The sequence below is a fragment of the Microbacterium sp. LWO12-1.2 genome (assembly GCF_040675875.1).
GTDB lineage: Bacteria > Actinomycetota > Actinomycetes > Actinomycetales > Microbacteriaceae > Microbacterium.
In genome coordinates this window covers 156,961-173,298 of record NZ_JBEGII010000001.1, presented here as the reverse complement: position 1 = coordinate 173,298, position 16,338 = coordinate 156,961, and the positions used below count along the sequence as shown (strand labels likewise).

The following is a 16,338-nucleotide window of genomic DNA, read 5'->3' as shown; positions in this document are numbered from 1 at the left end:
GGGTCCCTGAGCCCGTCGAAGGGTTAGATCTCGTCGATCGAGGCGGCCTCGAAGCGGCTGGAGATGTTGATTCCGAGCTCTTCCGCTGCACGGAAGGCCTCATCGTCGGTGTCACGCAGGTTGACCAGCGTGCCGTCGGCCGAGAGCACCTCGACGTTCAGGCAGAGCGACTGCATCTCCTTCATGAGCACCTTGAAGGACTCGGGGATGCCGGGCTCCTGGATGTTCTCGCCCTTGACGATCGCCTCGTACACCTTGACGCGGCCGAGGATGTCGTCGGACTTGATCGTGAGGAGCTCCTGGAGCGCGTATGCGGCGCCGTAGGCCTCGAGGGCCCACACCTCCATCTCACCGAAGCGCTGTCCACCGAACTGCGCCTTACCACCGAGCGGCTGCTGGGTGATCATCGAGTACGGACCCGTGGAACGTGCGTGGATCTTGTCGTCGACCAGGTGGTGCAGCTTCAGGATGTACATGTAGCCCACGGAGATCGGAGCCGGGAACGGCTCGCCGGAGCGGCCGTCGAACAGCTGCGTCTTTCCGGTCGAGTCGATCAGGCGCACGCCGTCGCGGGTCGGGGTGGTCACGTTGAGGAGACCGGCGATCTCCTCCTCGCTCGCACCGTCGAACACCGGGGTGGCGACCTTCGTGTTGGGAGCGGCTTCGAACGCCTCTTCCGGCAGACGGGCGGCCCACTCGGGCTTGCCCTCGACCTTCCAGCCCTGCTTGGCGATCCACCCGAGGTGGGTCTCCAGCACCTGGCCGAAGTTCATTCGACCCGGGATGCCGAGCGGGTTCAGCACGATGTCGACCGGAGTTCCGTCCGCGAGGAACGGCATGTCCTCGATCGGGAGGATCTTCGCGATGACACCCTTGTTGCCGTGACGGCCGGCGAGCTTGTCACCCTCGGTGATCTTGCGCTTCTGGGCGATGTAGACCACGACGCGGCGGTTCACACCGGAGCCGAGCTCGTCGTCGCCGTCCTCGGCGTTGAACTCCTTGACCGCGATGATCGTGCCCTGCTCACCGTGGGGCACCTTCAGCGAGGTGTCACGGACTTCGCGGCTCTTCTCGTTGAAGATCGCGCGGAGCAGACGCTCCTCGGCCGACAGCTCGGTCTCACCCTTCGGCGTGACCTTGCCGACGAGGATGTCGCCGGGGCGGACCTCGGCACCGATGCGGATGATGCCGCGCTCGTCGAGGTCCTTCAGCAGCTCAGGGCTGACGTTGGGGAGGTCACGGGTGATCTCCTCCTTGCCGAGCTTGGTGTCGCGGGCGTCGACCTCGTACTCCTCGATGTGGATCGAGGAGAGGGTGTCGTCCTTCACCAGGTCCTGGCTGAGGATGATCGCGTCCTCGAAGTTGTAGCCTTCCCACGTCATGAATGCGACGAGGAGGTTCTTTCCGAGTGCCAGCTCACCGTTCTCGGTGGCGGGGCCATCGGCGATGACCTCTCCGACCTCGACGCGCTCACCGGCGTTGACGACGACCTTCTGGTTGTACGACGTGCCCTGGTTGGAGCGGTCGAACTTGCGGAGGTGGTATTCCTGCGTTCCACCCTCGTCGAGCATGACGACGACGCGGTCTGCGGAGACCTCGGTGACGACACCGGCCTTCTCGGCGGTGAGCACGTCACCGGCGTCGATGGCCGTGTAGCCCTCCATACCGGTTCCGACGAGCGGCGAGTCGCTGCGCAGCAGCGGCACAGCCTGACGCTGCATGTTGGCACCCATGAGGGCGCGCTGTGCGTCATCGTGCTCGAGGAAGGGCACGAGCGAGGTCGCGACCGACACCATCTGGCGCGGGGAGACGTCGATGTAGCCGATGTCCTCCGGGAGGAACATGTCGACCTCGCCGCTTCCGCCCTTGGGGCGGGCCAGGACGTGGCTCTCGATGAAGCGACCCTTGGCATCGAGCGGGGCGTTCGCCTGCGCGATGTTGAAGTCGACCTCTTCCGAAGCCGTGAGGTAGTCGATGTGCTCGGTGACCACGCCACCCTCGACCTTGCGGTAGGGGGTCTCGATGAAGCCGAACGAGTTGATGCGCGCGAACGTCGCGAGAGCACCGATCAGACCGATGTTCGGGCCTTCCGGGGTCTCGATCGGGCACATGCGGCCGTAGTGCGACGGGTGGACGTCACGGACCTCGACGCCGGCGCGGTCACGCGAGAGACCACCGGGGCCGAGCGCGGACAGACGACGCTTGTTCGTCAGACCCGCGAGCGGGTTGTTCTGGTCCATGAACTGCGACAGCTGCGACGTTCCGAAGAACTCCTTGATCGCGGCGACGACGGGGCGCACGTTGATCAGGGTCTGCGGCGTGATCGCCTCGATGTCCTGCGTGGTCATGCGCTCGCGGACGACGCGCTCCATGCGGGACAGACCGGTGCGGACCTGGTTCTGGATCAGCTCGCCGACGGCGCGGATACGACGGTTGCCGAAGTTGTCGATGTCGTCGGTCGCGAGGCGGATCTCGGCCTTCTTGCCCGAGCGGATGCCCGAGAAGGTCTCCTCGGTACCGGCGTGCAGACGCACGAGGTACTTGATCGTCGCGACGATGTCCTCGACGGTCAGGACCGACGAGTTCAGCGGCTGGTCGAGACCGAGCTTCTGGTTGATCTTGTAACGACCCACCTTCGCGAGGTCGTAGCGCTTCGGGTTGAAGTAGAAGTTGTCCAGCAGCGCACGGGCGGCCTCGGCGGCGACCTGCTCGCCCGGACGCAGCTTGCGGTAGATGTCGCGGAGCGCATCTTCCTTCGTGACGATGGTGTCCTTCGCGAGCGTCTCCTCGATCGAGGTGTAGCCGGCGAACTCGGCGAGGATCTCCTCGCTGGTCATACCCAGCGCCTTGAGGAAGACCGTGACCGACTGCTTGCGCTTGCGGTCGACGCGCACGCCGACCTGGTCGCGCTTGTCGATCTCGAACTCGAGCCAGGCACCACGGCTCGGGATGACACGTGCCGACACGATGTCCTTGTCGGACGTCTTGTCGGGGGTCTTGTCGAAGTAGACACCCGGCGAGCGCACGAGCTGCGACACGACGACGCGCTCGGAGCCGTTGATGATGAACGTACCCTTGCCCGTCTGAAGCGGGAAGTCGCCCATGAAGACCGTCTGGGTCTTGATCTCACCCGTGAGGTGGTTCATGAACTCGGCCTCGACGTACAGCGGAGCGGCGTAGGTCTTGCCACGCTCCTTGCACTCCTCGATGGAGTACTTCTCCGGCTCGAGGTAGGGGTTCGTGAACGAGAGCTGCATCGTCTCGCCGAGGTCCTCGATCGGAGAGATCTCCTCGAAGATCTCGCCGAGACCGCTGATCTCGTTGACGTCGGTGCGGCCGGCCTTCTTGGCCTCGGCGACGCGGGCCTTCCAGTCGTCGTTACCGACGAGCCAACCGAAGGATTCGGTCTGCAGGGCGAGAAGGTCAGGGACCGTCAGCGTGTCGGAGATCTTGGCGAACGAAAGACGGGAAGCTCCGCGTCCGTTCTTGGTGGTGGTGGATGTGGATGCGTTGCGAGCAGCAGCCAAGGGAATAACCTCCGTGAGCCCCGCAGGGCTTCTCGATTCCTTTGTCGTCAGGTGGAGTGTGCGCTCAAAGACTCAACAGATGCCGACCACCATATGAGGGCAGGGAGAAGCGAGCGCAACTACCAACTATACGCACGATTCGGCGACATGGCAAGCTCAGTCCTTGACCAATCTTGGAAGCTGCGGTATTGGCGCCGTCCGGGCATCTCGAGACCCACCGTCCGCGTCGAGACCCACCCGTCCAGACGTCTGGACGGGTGGGTCTCGACGGGCGCGATGGGTCTCGACGAGCGGGGCCTCAGGACGCGATGTTCAGCTCGTTGCCAGGGATCGAGGCGAGCAGACGGCGCGTGTACGGGTCACGCGCGTTGGTGAAGATCTCCTCGGACGACGCCGCTTCGACCAGAGCACCGTCCTTCATGACGCACACGTAGTCGCTGATCAGACGCACCACGGCGAGGTCGTGCGAGATGAACAGGTAGCTCAGCCCGTACTCGCGCTGCAGGTCTCCGAGCAGTGTCAGGATCTGGTCCTGCACCAGCACGTCGAGCGCCGAGACCGGCTCGTCGCACACGATCAGATCCGGCGACAGGGCGAGCGCCCTGGCGATCGCGACGCGCTGACGCTGTCCGCCGGACAACTCCGACGGATAACGCCGGAGCATCGACTGCGGCAGCGCCACGTCGTCGAGCAGCTGCCGCACTCGTGCGCGCCGCTCCGCTCCGCTCCCCCTCCGGTAGAAGTCGAGCGGTTCGGAGATCAGCCTCTCGATCGTGAACATCGGGTTCAGGCTCGAGTACGGGTCTTGGAAGATCGGCTGCACGCGCTGCCGGAAGTCCCGCGTCTCCGCCTTGGTCAGCGAGGAGATGTCCTTGCCTTCGAAGCGGATCAGGCCGCTGGTCGGCTCGACCACCTTGAGCAGCATCCGCGCCGTCGTGGTCTTGCCCGAGCCGGATTCGCCCACGATCGCAACCGTCTCGCCGCGCGGGATCGACAGCGAGACGTCCTTGACCGCCACGAAGTCCTCTCCGCGACCGCGCACCGGATACACCTTGGTGAGGTTCTCGATCTCGACGATGTTGTCCGTGGGGACCGCCGCCTCAGGCTCCGACTCCGCCTCCCGCTCCTCGACGTGGAACGCCTCCGGTCGCAGTCGCGCAGCGGCGACCGACGGCGCGGCCTTCACGAGCGACTGCGTGTACGGATGCTGCGGCGCCTCGAGGATCTGGCGCGCAGACCCCTGCTCGACGACCTTGCCTCGATGCATCACGATGACCCGCTCCGCACGCTCGGCCGCGAGACCGAGGTCGTGCGTGATGAGCAGCACCGCGGTGCCGAGCTCCCGCGTCATCGCCCCGATCTGGTCGAGGATCGTCTGCTGCACCGTGACGTCGAGCGCGCTGGTCGGCTCATCGGCGATCAGCAGTCGCGGGCTGCAGGCGAGGCCGATCGCGATGAGCGCCCGCTGCCGCATGCCGCCGGAGAACTCGTGCGGATACTGCTTCGCACGCCGCTCGGGATCGGGGAGGCCTGCCGCGGTCAGCGCCTGCACGACCTTCTCGTGCACGTTCTGCCTAGTGGCGAGTCCATGTGCGAGCAGGGTCTCGGCGACCTGGGTGCCGATCTTGGCGACCGGGTTCAGGTTCGACATCGGGTCCTGCGGAACCAGCCCGATGTCACGCCCGCGGATGGCACGCAGCTCGTGCTCCGATGCACGCGTGATCTCGCGACCGTCGAGCCGGATGCTCCCCGCGGCGACGCGACCGCCACCCGCGAGCAGGCCGATGATCGCCATCGCCGTGGTCGACTTGCCCGAGCCGGACTCGCCCACGATCGCGACGGTCTCCCCCGCCTTGATGTCGAGGTCCACCCCCTCGACCGCGTGCACGACACCGTCCATGGTGGCGAAGTCGACGGCGAGTCCCTGCACAGACAGCAGCGGTGCGTCGGACGTCTGATTCTCTTTCCTGGCGTTCATCGTGCCCTCGTTCTCGGGTCCATGGCCTCGCGCAGCGCTTCACCGAACAGCGTGAAACCGAGCGCGGTGACCGCGATGCAGATACCGGGGAGGAACGCCAACCAGGGCGCGATCGCCAGTTCCGCCTGCGCGTAGGTGAGCATGCGGCCCCACTCCGCCGTCTCCGGGCGTCCTCCGCCGAGACCGAGGAACGACAGCGCGGCCGCATCGATCACGGCGGTCGCGAGCGTCAGGGTCCCCTGCACGATCACGGGGCCGATGGCGTTCGGGAGCACGTGCGACATGGTGATCGACCCGCGGCCCAGACCGAGGGTCTGAGCCGAGAGCACATAGTCGCTGGAGCGCTGCTGCAGCATCGACGCCCGCAGCAGTCGCGCGAAGATCGGCACCTGCGAGGCACCGATCGCGATCATCACCGCATACGGCGTCTGCCCGAGGATCGCGGCGATCGACACCGCGAGCAGCAGGTTCGGCACCGACAGGATGATGTCGACGATGCGCATGATGAGCGTGTCGACCCAGCCGCCGAAGGTACCGGCGAGCAGCCCGAGGATCATGCCGCCCACCAGTCCGAGAGCGGTCGAGATCACGCCGATGAGCAGCGAGGCCTGTGCTCCCCAGATGAGTTTCGACAGCACGTCTCCACCGAAACGGTCGAGCCCGAGGGGGAACTCCGGCAGCTCCCCCGGTCCGGGGATGTGCGTCGGAGTGATGAACTTCGCCCCCGGCAGCGCGGTCTCCGGGTACGGCGCGATCACGGGTGCGAGCGCGGCGACCAGGATGAACAGCAGGACGATGCCCGCTCCGATCCAGGCGGTCGGGTTGCGGCGCAGCCGGCGGAACACGTCGCGCCAGAATCCACCGGGGCCGTCCTTCAGATCGGCCTGCGCGATGGCGACGGTGTCGAGCATCCCGCCACCCTGGGCGGGAGGAAGGGCGACGCTCATGACGCAACCTCCTGTGAAGCAGTGGTGCGAGTCATCATTGGACCCTCACTCTCGGATCGATGAAGCTGTACGACACGTCGACGGCGAGGTTGATCAGGGCGTAGGCGATCGCGATGAAGATGATGAAGCCCTGCAGCACCGGGAAGTCACGGGTGAAGATCGCCCGCGCGAGGAACGAGCCGATCCCCGGGAAGGCGAACACCGTCTCGGTGAGCACCGCCCCCGAGATGAGGAGCCCGGTCTGCAGCCCGATCGTGGTGATCACCGGGAGCATGGCGTTGCGCAGGATGAATCGGTTGCGCAACGTCGAGGATCCGACGCCCTTGGCCCGCCCCGTACGCACATAGTCCGCGTTCTGCACCTCGAGCACGCTGGCCCTGGTGATGCGGACGATGATCGCGAGCGGGATGGTTCCGAGCGCCAGTGCCGGCAGCACGAGGTGCAGGATCGCATCCCACGCCGCGTCGAACTCCCCGGTGATGATGCCGTCCCACACGTAGAACCCGGTGGGATGAGTGGCGTCTATTCGTGGATTCTGGCGTCCGTCCGACGGCAGCCAGCCCAGTTGCACCGCGAAGATGTACTTGAGGATGAATGCCAGGAAGAACACCGGGATCGTGATGCCGACCAGGCTCAGCACCACCGAGGCGTGGTCGCTGAACTTGCCGTGACGGCGCGCTGCCCAGTAGCCGAGCGGGATGCCGACGCCGACCGCGAAGATCAGCGCCATCACACTCAGCTCGAGGGTCGCGGGGAACCGTCGCATGAACTCTTCCACGACGGGGCGGTTGGTCTGGATCGAGGTGCCGAAGTCTCCCTGGAGGAGACGTCCGACCCAGATGAAGTACTGCTCGATGAGCGGCTTGTTGAAGCCGTAGAGCTCATTGACTCTGGCGACGGCCTCCGGTGTCGCCTTCTCACCGAGAAGGGCGACGGCGGGGCCGCCGGGAAGGGCCCTGACCCAGGCGAACAGCAGGATGCTGAGCCCGAACAGGGTGGGGACGAGGAATAGCAGTCGCCTGCCGATGGTGCGCAGCAAGAAGATCTCCGTTGATCAGAAGGTACGCCGTGCCCCCGGTCCCGCAGAAAGCGCGGGACCGGGGGTCGACATCTCAATCGGTCAGACCTACTTGGTGAGGACGATGCCCGTGAAGACCTCGTCGTTCACCGGGCTGGCGGGGTAGCTCTTCACGCGCGGATCGAACGCCAGGGTCGGCGCCGGGTGCGCGAGCGGGATGCCGGGGATGAACTGCGCGACCATCTCGTTGATCTCTTTGTACAGCGCGGTCTGGTCCTCGAGGTTCGAGACGCCACGCGCCTCGTTCAGCTTCTGGAACAGCTCCGGGTTGTCGAAGCCCCACTCGGAGCTCTTCTGTCCGAAGAAGACGCCGACGAAGTTGTCGGTGTCGTTGTAGTCGCCGGTCCATCCCAGCAGGTGGATGCCGTGATCCGAGGTGCCGGTGGTGCGGTCGAGGTACTCGACCCACTCCTCCGAGACCGGGGTGGTCTCCACGCCGACCTCGGACAGCTGCGACGACAGCACGGTGAAGATCTGCTCGGGGTCCGGCATGTACGGACGCGAGACGTTGACCGGGTAGTTGAAGGTCAGCTTCAGCGGGTTGGCCTCGTCGTAGCCGGCTTCGGCGAGCAGCGCCTTGGCCTTCTCGGGGCCGTAGTCGAAGGTCGTGACGTCGGCGTTGTAGCCGTTGACGACCTCGGGCACGAACTCGATCGCCTTCTGCGTCCCCTCCGGCAGCACCTGAGTGATGAGGGCGTCCTTGTCGACCGCGTACGACAGAGCCTCACGGACCTTGGGGTCCTGCAGCTCCGGTACCGCCTGGTTGAAGGCGAGGTACAGGATCGTGAACGGCGGGCGCGACACCATGGTGAAGCCGTCGTCCTCGAGCGCCTTGGTGTCGGCAGGACCGACGAGGTCGTAGCCGTCGATCGAACCGGACTCCAGCGCCTGACGGCGTGCGGTCGGGTCGTCGATCGTGCGGAAGATGATCTTGTCCACCTGACCCTTGTCGCCCCAGTAGTCGCCGTAGGACGTGAGCGTGACCTGCTCGCCCGGAGCCCATTCGTCGAACTGGTAGGGGCCGGTGCCGACCGGGTGCGCGGTCGCGTACTCCGAGAGCACGGGGGCCTCGGCGGATCCGCTCACGTCATCCGCACCGAACTCCTTCATCGCCGAAGGGCTCTGCATCGAGAAGGACGGCAGCGACAGCGAAGCCACGAAACCGGCGAACGGCTTGTTCAGCTCGATGGTGACGGAGTAGTCGCCATCGGGCGTGCAGGACTTGTACACCGCGTCGGCGGCATTGGAGGCGTAGCCCTTGAAGAGCTTGTTGTAGTAGTACCCGAATGCCTCGGATGCGGCGAGACCCGTCCAGTTGTACCAGCGGTCGAAGTTGACGCAGACGGCTTCGGCGTTGAACGGAGTGCCGTCCTGGAACGTCACTCCCTCCTTCAGCGCGAAGGTGTGCGACATGCCGTCCTCCGACGACTCCCAGCGCTCGGCGAGCAGCGGTGCGGGGTCTGCCGTGCCGGGCTTCGTACCGACGAGTCCCTCGAAGATCTGGCGCGAGACGCGGAAGCTCTCGCCATCCTGGGCGAAGGCGGGGTCGAGGCTGGCCGGGTCGGAGGATGCCGCGAAGACGAACGTGCCGTCGACATCCCCGGATCCCTCTGAACCTTCGTCTCCTCGGTCGCTGGCGACGCATCCTGCCAGGACGAGAGCTGCGAGCGTGGCTCCGGTGATGGCGATGAGTCCTCGCCGTCGCATGACTGATTGGTGCATTGTGTGTACCTTCCCTGTCGGGCGCTTCGTTGCGCGTTCCCGAGGCGTCGTCGCCTCTGGACACGGTGATGCCTCGACGCTACCCAGCGGATCCACAGATGCCAAACGCTTCCAGGTTGCAATCCGGTATCGACGCCGCGGCGATGCCTCAGACAGAGGATCGGGTGCGCGGGCGTCAGTCGTGCGGGCTCAGGCGCGGGCGCTGCCGGGAGACGGCTGCGTCGTGCGTGCGCTGCAGCGGGATCACGACAGGCTCTCCTCGGAGCTGCACGACCCGCACGAACAGCACATCGACCAGCGCGAGCTGCGCGATGCGACTCGACATCGCTGCCATACGGAACGGTGACTCGTGCGCATGCGTGAGCAGCACCACGTCGGCGACCCCCGCGAGCGTGGACTCCTCCACGCTCGTCACGGCCACTACGAGCGCGCCCGCGTCGCGTGCGACCTCGAGCGCCCGCACGGTCTCCTGCGTCTCACCGCTGTGCGAGAACGCGATGGCCACGTCCTCCGCCGTGCGCAGTGATGCCGTGGTGACGGCCAGATGAGGGTCTGCGGAGTGCGCGACCGAGCAGCCGATGCGTGAGAGCTTCAGCAGCAGATCCTGCGCGGTCAGCGACGACGCGGCCTGCCCGAAGAGGTCGATGTGCCGGGCGGCGACCAGAGCGTGCGCGACCCGATCGAGGCCGACCGCGTCGATGCCGAGCGCGGTCTTCTCGATCGCGTCGATCTCCTGCGCCGCGAGCTTCGCCGCGATCGCGGCCGGCTCATCACCCGGATCGATCGCGGTCGTGTCGAGGCTGAATCGCGCCTGCTGCGCCTGCTCGAGCGTGACGGTGCGGGCCACCGCGACGCGAAGCTCGCGGTAGCCGCTGAAACCCAGCGACTGGGCGAACCGGGCGACGGTGGACAGCGACGTCTGGCAGAGCTTGGCCAGATCCGTGATCGCGAGATCGATCACGAGGGTCGGATCTGCCAGGATCGTCTCAGCAACGCGCGCTTCGGCTGCGCTCAGTCGTGAGACCGAGCGTCGCACCAGCGCGAGAACGTCTGCGTCCACCGTGCGGCCCGACTCAGCCGGTCCTGCCGAGCAGCCGCTCTCGGGCGACCTGCGCCCCGACCCGGCTCGCGGCGGCGACCTCGACGGTCGGCAAGGGCAGGGGCGTGCGCGCCGGAAGTCCGACGTTCACGACCACCGCGCGCGGATCACGGACGGCCGCGCGCTCCACGAGCGCTCGCTGTGCGGCGTCGGCATCCGGTCGATCGATCAGGATCACGGTGGTGCCGGCATCCGCCGTCATCTCGTCGAGTACGCGGTCCTGCTCGAAGATGTCGGTGCTCGCGACGTCGAGACGGATCCGTCGGTCCTCGCCAGCCAGAGAACCGGCGACATACGCGGCCGCACTGTCGACGGCGAGAGTGGAACGGCGACGCGCATCGACGACGGCGAGGGCGGATGCCGGTGCCGGCTGCTCCCCCGTCACCGTGATGACGCGACGAAGGATCTCCGCGGCATCGAACTCGTCCGTCGGTGCGACCGTCGTGGCCGCAGCGGCGCGGAGCTTGGTCGCCAGAGCCGCGACGCGTCGCGAGGCCTCCTCGACCCGCTCTCGCGCGAGCGACCCGTCCTTCAGCGCCGCGACGATGCCGTCACGTGCCGCCAGGAAGTCGCGCAGGTCCTGATCGGGCAGTGCTGCTTCTCCCGGGTTCGTGGGGTTTCCGATGCAGAGCAGGTCTGCTCCGGCAGCCAGCGCCAGTGCGGCTCCTCCCCCGATCCCGACGGTCTCGCGGATCGCCGCCATGTCGAGCGCATCCGTGATGATCACGCCGTCGAATCCCCAGCTGCGGAGGATGCCGAGGATGCGCGGGTTCAGCGTCGCCGGGGCCTCGCCCCACGCCGGGACCACGATGTGCGCGGTCATGATCGAGTCGACGCCGGCCTCGACGGCCGCACGGAACGGCTCGAGGTGCACCCGCTCGAACTCCTCGATGTCGAGCGAGATCTCCGGCAGGGCGTGGTGCGAGTCGAGGTGCGTGTCGCCGTGACCGGGGAAGTGCTTGACGCACGCGGCGACGCCGCCGTCCTGGATTCCGTCGATCGCGGCGACCGCATGTCGGGCCACCAGATCCTCGTCGGAGCCGAACGAGCGCACACCGATGACGGGGTTGCGCGGATCGGTGTTCACATCCGCGACAGGGCCCAGCACGACATTCGCGCCCACCGCGGCGACGCGGCGTGCGAGCTCCGCACCGGTGCGCTCGGTGGCGACCAGGTCGTCGAGCAGGCCGAGCTGAGCGGCCCCGGGGATCGTGGATCCCTCGGCGGACTCGAGGCGGGTGACGCTGCCGCCCTCCTCGTCGACGCCGATCAGGGCGTCGGGGTTCGCCGCGAGGATCGAGGCGCTCAGCGCCGGAAGACCCGCACCGATGTTCTGCCCGAAGTACACGACGCCGGCAAGACCGCCCCGCAGCTCGTCGAGCAGCCAGGCCGGAGCCTCGGTGCCGAAGAAGCCGGGCCAGAGAACGCTGTTCGCGAGTCGCGTCAGATCCGCACTCATCCCTTGACCGCCCCTGCCACCATGCCGGCCGAGAGGCGGCGCTGCACGATGATGAAGAAGACCATGACCGGCAGGGTGATGATCGTCGACGCGGCCATGATGCTGCCCCAGTCGTTCGCGAACAGACCGAAGAACGACTTCAGGCCGATCGAGACGGTGTACTGATCGGTCTCCGCTCCGAGGATCGTCATCGCGAAGATGAACTCGTTCCAGGCGGTGATGAAGCTGAAGATGCTCGTGGCGACGAGACCGGGCATCACGAGCGGCAGCAGGATCGAGCGGAACATCCGCCACCAGCTGGCGCCGTCGATGTAGGCGGCCTCCTCCAGCTCGACGGGGACCGCCGCGACGAAGCCGCGCAGCATCCAGATGCCGAAGGCGAGCGACAGGGCGATGTAGACCACCATGAGGCCGAGGATGCTGTTGAGCAGACCGAGCGTCTTGACCTGCAGGAACAGCGGGATGACGAGGGCCTCGAGCGGCACCATCTGCACGACCAGGATCATCATGAGCACGGTGGTGCGGAACTTGAAGCGGAAGCGTGCCACCGCGACCGCCGCCAGCAGGCACACCAGGGCGCTCACGAGCACCGTGACGAGCGCGACGATCGCCGAGTTGCGCAGGAAGGTGCCGAAGCCGCCCTCCGTGAGCACGAAGGTGAAGTTGTCGAACGTGAACTCCTGCGGCAGCAGCGACTGACCGCCACTGGACGCCTTCTTGTCGAAGGCGCTGGAGACCATCCAGTAGACGGGGAACAGCGTGAAGATCAGGACGGCGGCGACGGCGATCCCGATGCCGATCCGGGAGCGGAGAGAGGCGCGGGGGTTCACAGCTCGTCCTCCTTCATGAGGGATCGGATGTACACGATGGTGATGCCGATCAGCACGAGCGTGAGCAGCACGGCGAGCGCGGCGCCGAAGCCGTAGCGGTTCTGACCGAACGACTCGACGTACGACCACACGCCGAGGTTCAGCACCTGGCGATTGCCGCCACCACCTCCCGGCATGAGGTACACCTGCGCGAAGACCTTGAAGTCCCAGATCGTCGACAGGATGATGACGACCGAGAAGACGGGCTTGAGGGTCGGGAAGATGATCTTCCAGAAGCGGCGCCAGGCGCCGGCGCCGTCGAGGGCTGCGGCCTCGAGCATCTCCTTGGAGACACCGAGCAGACCGGCGAGCACCGTGATCGCGACGAACGGGAAGCCGTGGTGCACGACGTTTAGCAGCACGATGGCGTAGAACGACCACTGGTTCGTGAACCAGTTGACCGATGCATCCATCAGGCCGAGGTCCTTGAGGACCGCGTTGAAGATGCCGCGGTCGGCATCGAAGATGAAGGTCCAGACGTAGGTTCCGGTCACGGCGGGCATCGCCCACGCGACCATGATGCAGCTGGAGACGATGGTGCGCCAGACGATGCCGAGGCGAGCCAGCAGCAGCGCGACCAGCGTGCCGACGGCGACCGTGACGAACACGGCGACGGCGGCGAACCCGACCGTGTTCGGGAGCACCACGGTCCAGAGCGTCGGATTGGTGAGCGCCTCGACGTAGTTCTGGAATCCGATCCAGTTGCTCTCACCCGTGTTGATCTCGCGCAGACCGTAGTCCTGCAGCGAGTAGATGAAGACCTGCACGAGCGGCCAGAGCATGAGCACCGCGAGGATGATCAGCCCCGGGGCGAGGAGGAGCCAGGGGCGGGCCGTGACGAGCGAGAGTCCTCGCTTGCGCGGCCGGCCGCCGGCCACGGAGGCGGAGGTGGACTCCGTCTTCGTGGCCGGCAGAGGCGCTTGCACCATCGACATGGAAGGGATGCGTCCTTACTGGTTGAGCAGTTCGGTCATCTCGGCTGCGGCGTCCTTCGTCGCGGTGGCGACGTCCTTCTGCCCGCTGAGGATGGCCTGCATCATGGAGTTGGTCGTCTTCTTCGCCTGGACAGCTCCGAAGTTCGGGGTCACCGGGACGGATGCGCCGCCGTCGACCATCTGCTCGGCGAACGGTGCGACGAGCGGGTCGGTCGAGGCCAGGGCCTCTTCCATCGCGGACTGGACGCCCGGGAAGTAGCCGGTCTCGTTCGACCACTTCTCGGCGAACTCACCGGTGGTCATGAGCTTGACGAACTCCCACGCGAGGTCGGCGTTCTTGGTGGTGTTGAACACCGAGAGGTGCGATCCTCCGAGCACGGACGGGGCGATGCCGCCATCCTGTCCGGGGATCACGGCTGCGCCGATCTTGCCCTCGAGCTCGGGGTTCGCCTCGATGAGCGTCTTCGGGGTCCAGGAGCCCGACAGCATCATGCCGACGTTGCCCTGGGTGAAGGCGTCACGGAGATCGGTCTCCTTCCAGGTGGTGGCCCCTGCGGAGGAGAAGCCGTGCTCGGTGGCCAGGCCCGTGTAGAACTCGATGCCGGCCTGCGACTCGGTGCTGTCGAGTTCGCTGGTCCAGGTGTCGCCGTCCTTCGTGGCGATCTCTCCGCCGGCGCCCCAGACCCAGGGGTAGACCTGGAACTCGGCGTCGCCCGCGACCGGGAACGGCATCATCTCGGGGTGAGCGGCCTTGATGGCCTCGCCTGCGGTGACGATGTCATCCCAGGTCTTCGGAGCCTCGAGACCGAGCTCCTCGAACACGTCGGCGCGGTAGACGATGGAGCGGACGCCGGCGTACCACGGCATGCCGTACAGCTCGTCGTCATAGGTGCCGGCGACAGCGAGGCCCTCGACGAGGTCGTCGCGCAGACCGTCTTCGGCGTCGACGTAGGAGTCGAGAGGCTCGAGTGCGCCGGCGTCGGCGAACTCGGCGGTCCAGGTGGTGCCGGTCTCGGCGATGTCGGGGGTGGTGCCACCGGCGATCGAGGTCACGAAGCGATCGTGCGCGTCAGCCCACTGGATCTCCTCGATCTTGACCGTGGCGCCGGTCTCCTTCTCGAAGGCCTCGGAGACCTCGTCGTAGAAGGCGGATGCGTCGGGGTTGGTGCCCTTCATGATCCAGACGGTGAGCTCCTGGCCCTCTCCATCGGTGGTGGTGCTGCCACCCGTGCTGCCGCCTGCGCAGGCCGCGAGACCGAGCGTGGCCGCGGCGCCCAACGCCACGACCGGAAGAATGCGCTTGTGCATCAGAAAGATCTCCTCTTTGAAATGTCTCGGCGGCCATCGAGTGCTCGCCTGTAGGAAAAGTATTTACGACTAACTAATTATCTGCAAGTTGTTTCCGAGATTGTCATCCCGCTGTAACAATTTTTTCCAAAGGTAGGCTCGCGTCATGGCTCGTAGTAACGCACGCGGTGATCGCACGACAGTCGCCCGACACGCGCCACTCCCCACCCGCAGTGCTTTCTCGACTTTCCTGCGCATCCTCGGCATCTCTCTGGGAGTCGTGCTGGTCTCCGCGATCGCTGTCGGAGCCTTCGTCGTGGTCGACCTGTTCAACCGCGCAGGGCAGGATGCAGTCGCGCTCGAGGGAGCTCCCGAGGTCGACCCCCCGACCATCGGCGCCTTCCCGGCGGACAAGGCGTTCACGATCCTCGTGGTGGGCACCGACGAGTGCAGCGAGCAGACGACCGCGCTCCTCAAGGAGCGCTGCACCGAGGCCGACGGGATGAAGCGCAACGACGTCAATCTGCTCGTGCACGTCTCCGCCGAACCGCGCAACGTCACGGTCGTCTCGCTGCCCCGCGATCTGATGATCCCCGTGCCGGAGTGCACCCGCGAAGACGGCTCCGTCGCGTCGGCGATGGAGAAGCAGTCGATCAACTCCGTCTTCGACCACGCCGGCCTCTCCTGCGTGGCCAAGACCGTGAGCACCCTCGCCGACATCCCGATCGAGTTCGCCGCGAAGATGAGCTTCGATGGCGTGATGGCCATCACCGATGCGATCGGCGGCGTCGAGGTCTGCATCGCCGGCGACGGCATCCGCGATCGCCACACCGGCATCGACTGGCCCGCAGGCATGCGCGAGGTCTCGGGCTATGAGGCCCTGCAGTTCATCCGCACCCGCCACGGCGTCGGCGATGAGAGCGACCTGGCTCGTATCTCGAACCAGCAGCAGTACATGTCGCGGCTCGCGAAGAAGGTGCTCAGCTCCGAGACGCTGACCGACATCCCCACGGTGCTGCGCCTGGCCGGCGCTGTCGCCGACAACATCGTGCCGAGCGAGTCTCTGAACGATCCGCTGCGGCTGGCGCAGATCGCGCTGACCCTCAAGGACGTGCGGTTCAGCGACTTCGTGTTCGTGCAGTTCCCGAACGTCGTCGACCCCGACGACAAGAACAAGGTCGTGCCGATCTGGGACTCCGCCGACGAACTCTGGGCCGCGATCAAGTCCGGAGATGCGCTCCAGCTCACAGGAGACGTCACCACACGCCGCGGGGTCGAGCTCGTGGAGCCGTCGCCCACGGAGACGCCGACCGAGGAGACGCCGGATCCGACCTCCACCGAGGTGCCCGAGGTCAGGACGACGCTGCCTCCCGACATCTCCGGCCAGACGCTCGAGCAGGAGACCTGCGCGGTCGGCAACCAGCGGTAGGCGACTCC

Annotated in this window: 11 protein-coding genes; 1 reads left to right on the top strand and 10 read right to left on the bottom strand. The window is 66.5% G+C overall.

Annotation, left to right across the window (positions count from 1 at the left end; translation table 11 throughout):
• Positions 1–23: 23 nt before the first annotated feature.
• The 10 genes from MRBLWO12_RS00850 to MRBLWO12_RS00805 form a co-directional block, all read right to left on the bottom strand.
• Positions 24–3,527 carry a DNA-directed RNA polymerase subunit beta gene (locus tag MRBLWO12_RS00850; RefSeq protein WP_363551777.1) on the bottom strand — a complete coding sequence of 1,168 codons (3,504 nt, stop codon included), beginning with the start codon at positions 3,525–3,527 and terminating at the stop codon, positions 24–26.
• A gap of 298 nt (positions 3,528–3,825) precedes the next feature.
• The gene (locus MRBLWO12_RS00845; RefSeq protein ID WP_363551776.1) at positions 3,826–5,505 is read right to left on the bottom strand and encodes an ABC transporter ATP-binding protein; all 1,680 of its coding nucleotides are present in this window, start codon (positions 5,503–5,505) and stop codon (positions 3,826–3,828) included.
• A complete protein-coding gene (locus MRBLWO12_RS00840) occupies positions 5,502–6,452 on the bottom strand; it encodes an ABC transporter permease (RefSeq protein ID WP_363551775.1) in 951 nt (316 codons plus the stop codon). The genes MRBLWO12_RS00845 and MRBLWO12_RS00840 overlap by 4 nt, the downstream gene beginning before the upstream one ends.
• A 34-nt stretch (positions 6,453–6,486) precedes the next feature.
• Positions 6,487–7,491, bottom strand: coding sequence for an ABC transporter permease (locus tag MRBLWO12_RS00835; protein WP_363551774.1), 1,005 nt, complete (start codon positions 7,489–7,491; stop codon positions 6,487–6,489).
• Positions 7,492–7,578: 87 nt separating this feature from the next.
• On the bottom strand, positions 7,579–9,252 hold the full coding sequence (locus tag MRBLWO12_RS00830; protein ID WP_363551773.1) for an ABC transporter substrate-binding protein: 1,674 nt from the start codon (positions 9,250–9,252) through the stop codon (positions 7,579–7,581).
• A gap of 175 nt (positions 9,253–9,427) precedes the next feature.
• A complete protein-coding gene (locus MRBLWO12_RS00825) occupies positions 9,428–10,312 on the bottom strand; it encodes a MurR/RpiR family transcriptional regulator (RefSeq protein ID WP_363551772.1) in 885 nt (294 codons plus the stop codon).
• A gap of 13 nt (positions 10,313–10,325) precedes the next feature.
• Positions 10,326–11,810, bottom strand: a complete 1,485-nt coding sequence (locus tag MRBLWO12_RS00820) for a glycoside hydrolase family 3 protein (RefSeq protein ID WP_363551771.1) — start codon at positions 11,808–11,810, stop codon at positions 10,326–10,328.
• Positions 11,807–12,640 carry a carbohydrate ABC transporter permease gene (locus tag MRBLWO12_RS00815; RefSeq protein WP_363551770.1) on the bottom strand — a complete coding sequence of 278 codons (834 nt, stop codon included), beginning with the start codon at positions 12,638–12,640 and terminating at the stop codon, positions 11,807–11,809. The genes MRBLWO12_RS00820 and MRBLWO12_RS00815 overlap by 4 nt, the downstream gene beginning before the upstream one ends.
• On the bottom strand, positions 12,637–13,614 hold the full coding sequence (locus MRBLWO12_RS00810; protein WP_363551769.1) for a carbohydrate ABC transporter permease: 978 nt from the start codon (positions 13,612–13,614) through the stop codon (positions 12,637–12,639). Before MRBLWO12_RS00810 ends, MRBLWO12_RS00815 begins: the two co-directional genes overlap by 4 nt.
• A 15-nt stretch (positions 13,615–13,629) precedes the next feature.
• Positions 13,630–14,922 carry a sugar ABC transporter substrate-binding protein gene (locus MRBLWO12_RS00805; protein WP_363551768.1) on the bottom strand — a complete coding sequence of 431 codons (1,293 nt, stop codon included), beginning with the start codon at positions 14,920–14,922 and terminating at the stop codon, positions 13,630–13,632.
• A gap of 145 nt (positions 14,923–15,067) precedes the next feature.
• Between MRBLWO12_RS00805 and MRBLWO12_RS00800 the strand changes: the two genes are divergently transcribed.
• Positions 15,068–16,330: an LCP family protein gene (locus tag MRBLWO12_RS00800; protein ID WP_363551767.1), complete on the top strand. Its 1,263-nt coding sequence runs from the start codon at positions 15,068–15,070 to the stop codon at positions 16,328–16,330.
• Positions 16,331–16,338 lie beyond the last annotated feature (8 nt).

What these genes read in the sequence shown, in the direction of transcription:
- MRBLWO12_RS00845 (WP_363551776.1), bottom strand. Translation starts at nt 5,505, where the DNA reads ATGAACGCCAGGAAAGAGAATCAGACGTCCGACGCACCGCTGCTGTCT.
- MRBLWO12_RS00840 (WP_363551775.1), bottom strand. Translation starts at nt 6,452, where the DNA reads ATGAGCGTCGCCCTTCCTCCCGCCCAGGGTGGCGGGATGCTCGACACC.
- MRBLWO12_RS00830 (WP_363551773.1), bottom strand. Translation starts at nt 9,252, where the DNA reads ATGCACCAATCAGTCATGCGACGGCGAGGACTCATCGCCATCACCGGA.
- MRBLWO12_RS00820 (WP_363551771.1), bottom strand. Translation starts at nt 11,810, where the DNA reads ATGAGTGCGGATCTGACGCGACTCGCGAACAGCGTTCTCTGGCCCGGC.
- MRBLWO12_RS00810 (WP_363551769.1), bottom strand. Translation starts at nt 13,614, where the DNA reads ATGTCGATGGTGCAAGCGCCTCTGCCGGCCACGAAGACGGAGTCCACC.
- MRBLWO12_RS00805 (WP_363551768.1), bottom strand. Translation starts at nt 14,922, where the DNA reads ATGCACAAGCGCATTCTTCCGGTCGTGGCGTTGGGCGCCGCGGCCACG.
- MRBLWO12_RS00800 (WP_363551767.1), top strand. Translation starts at nt 15,068, where the DNA reads ATGGCTCGTAGTAACGCACGCGGTGATCGCACGACAGTCGCCCGACAC.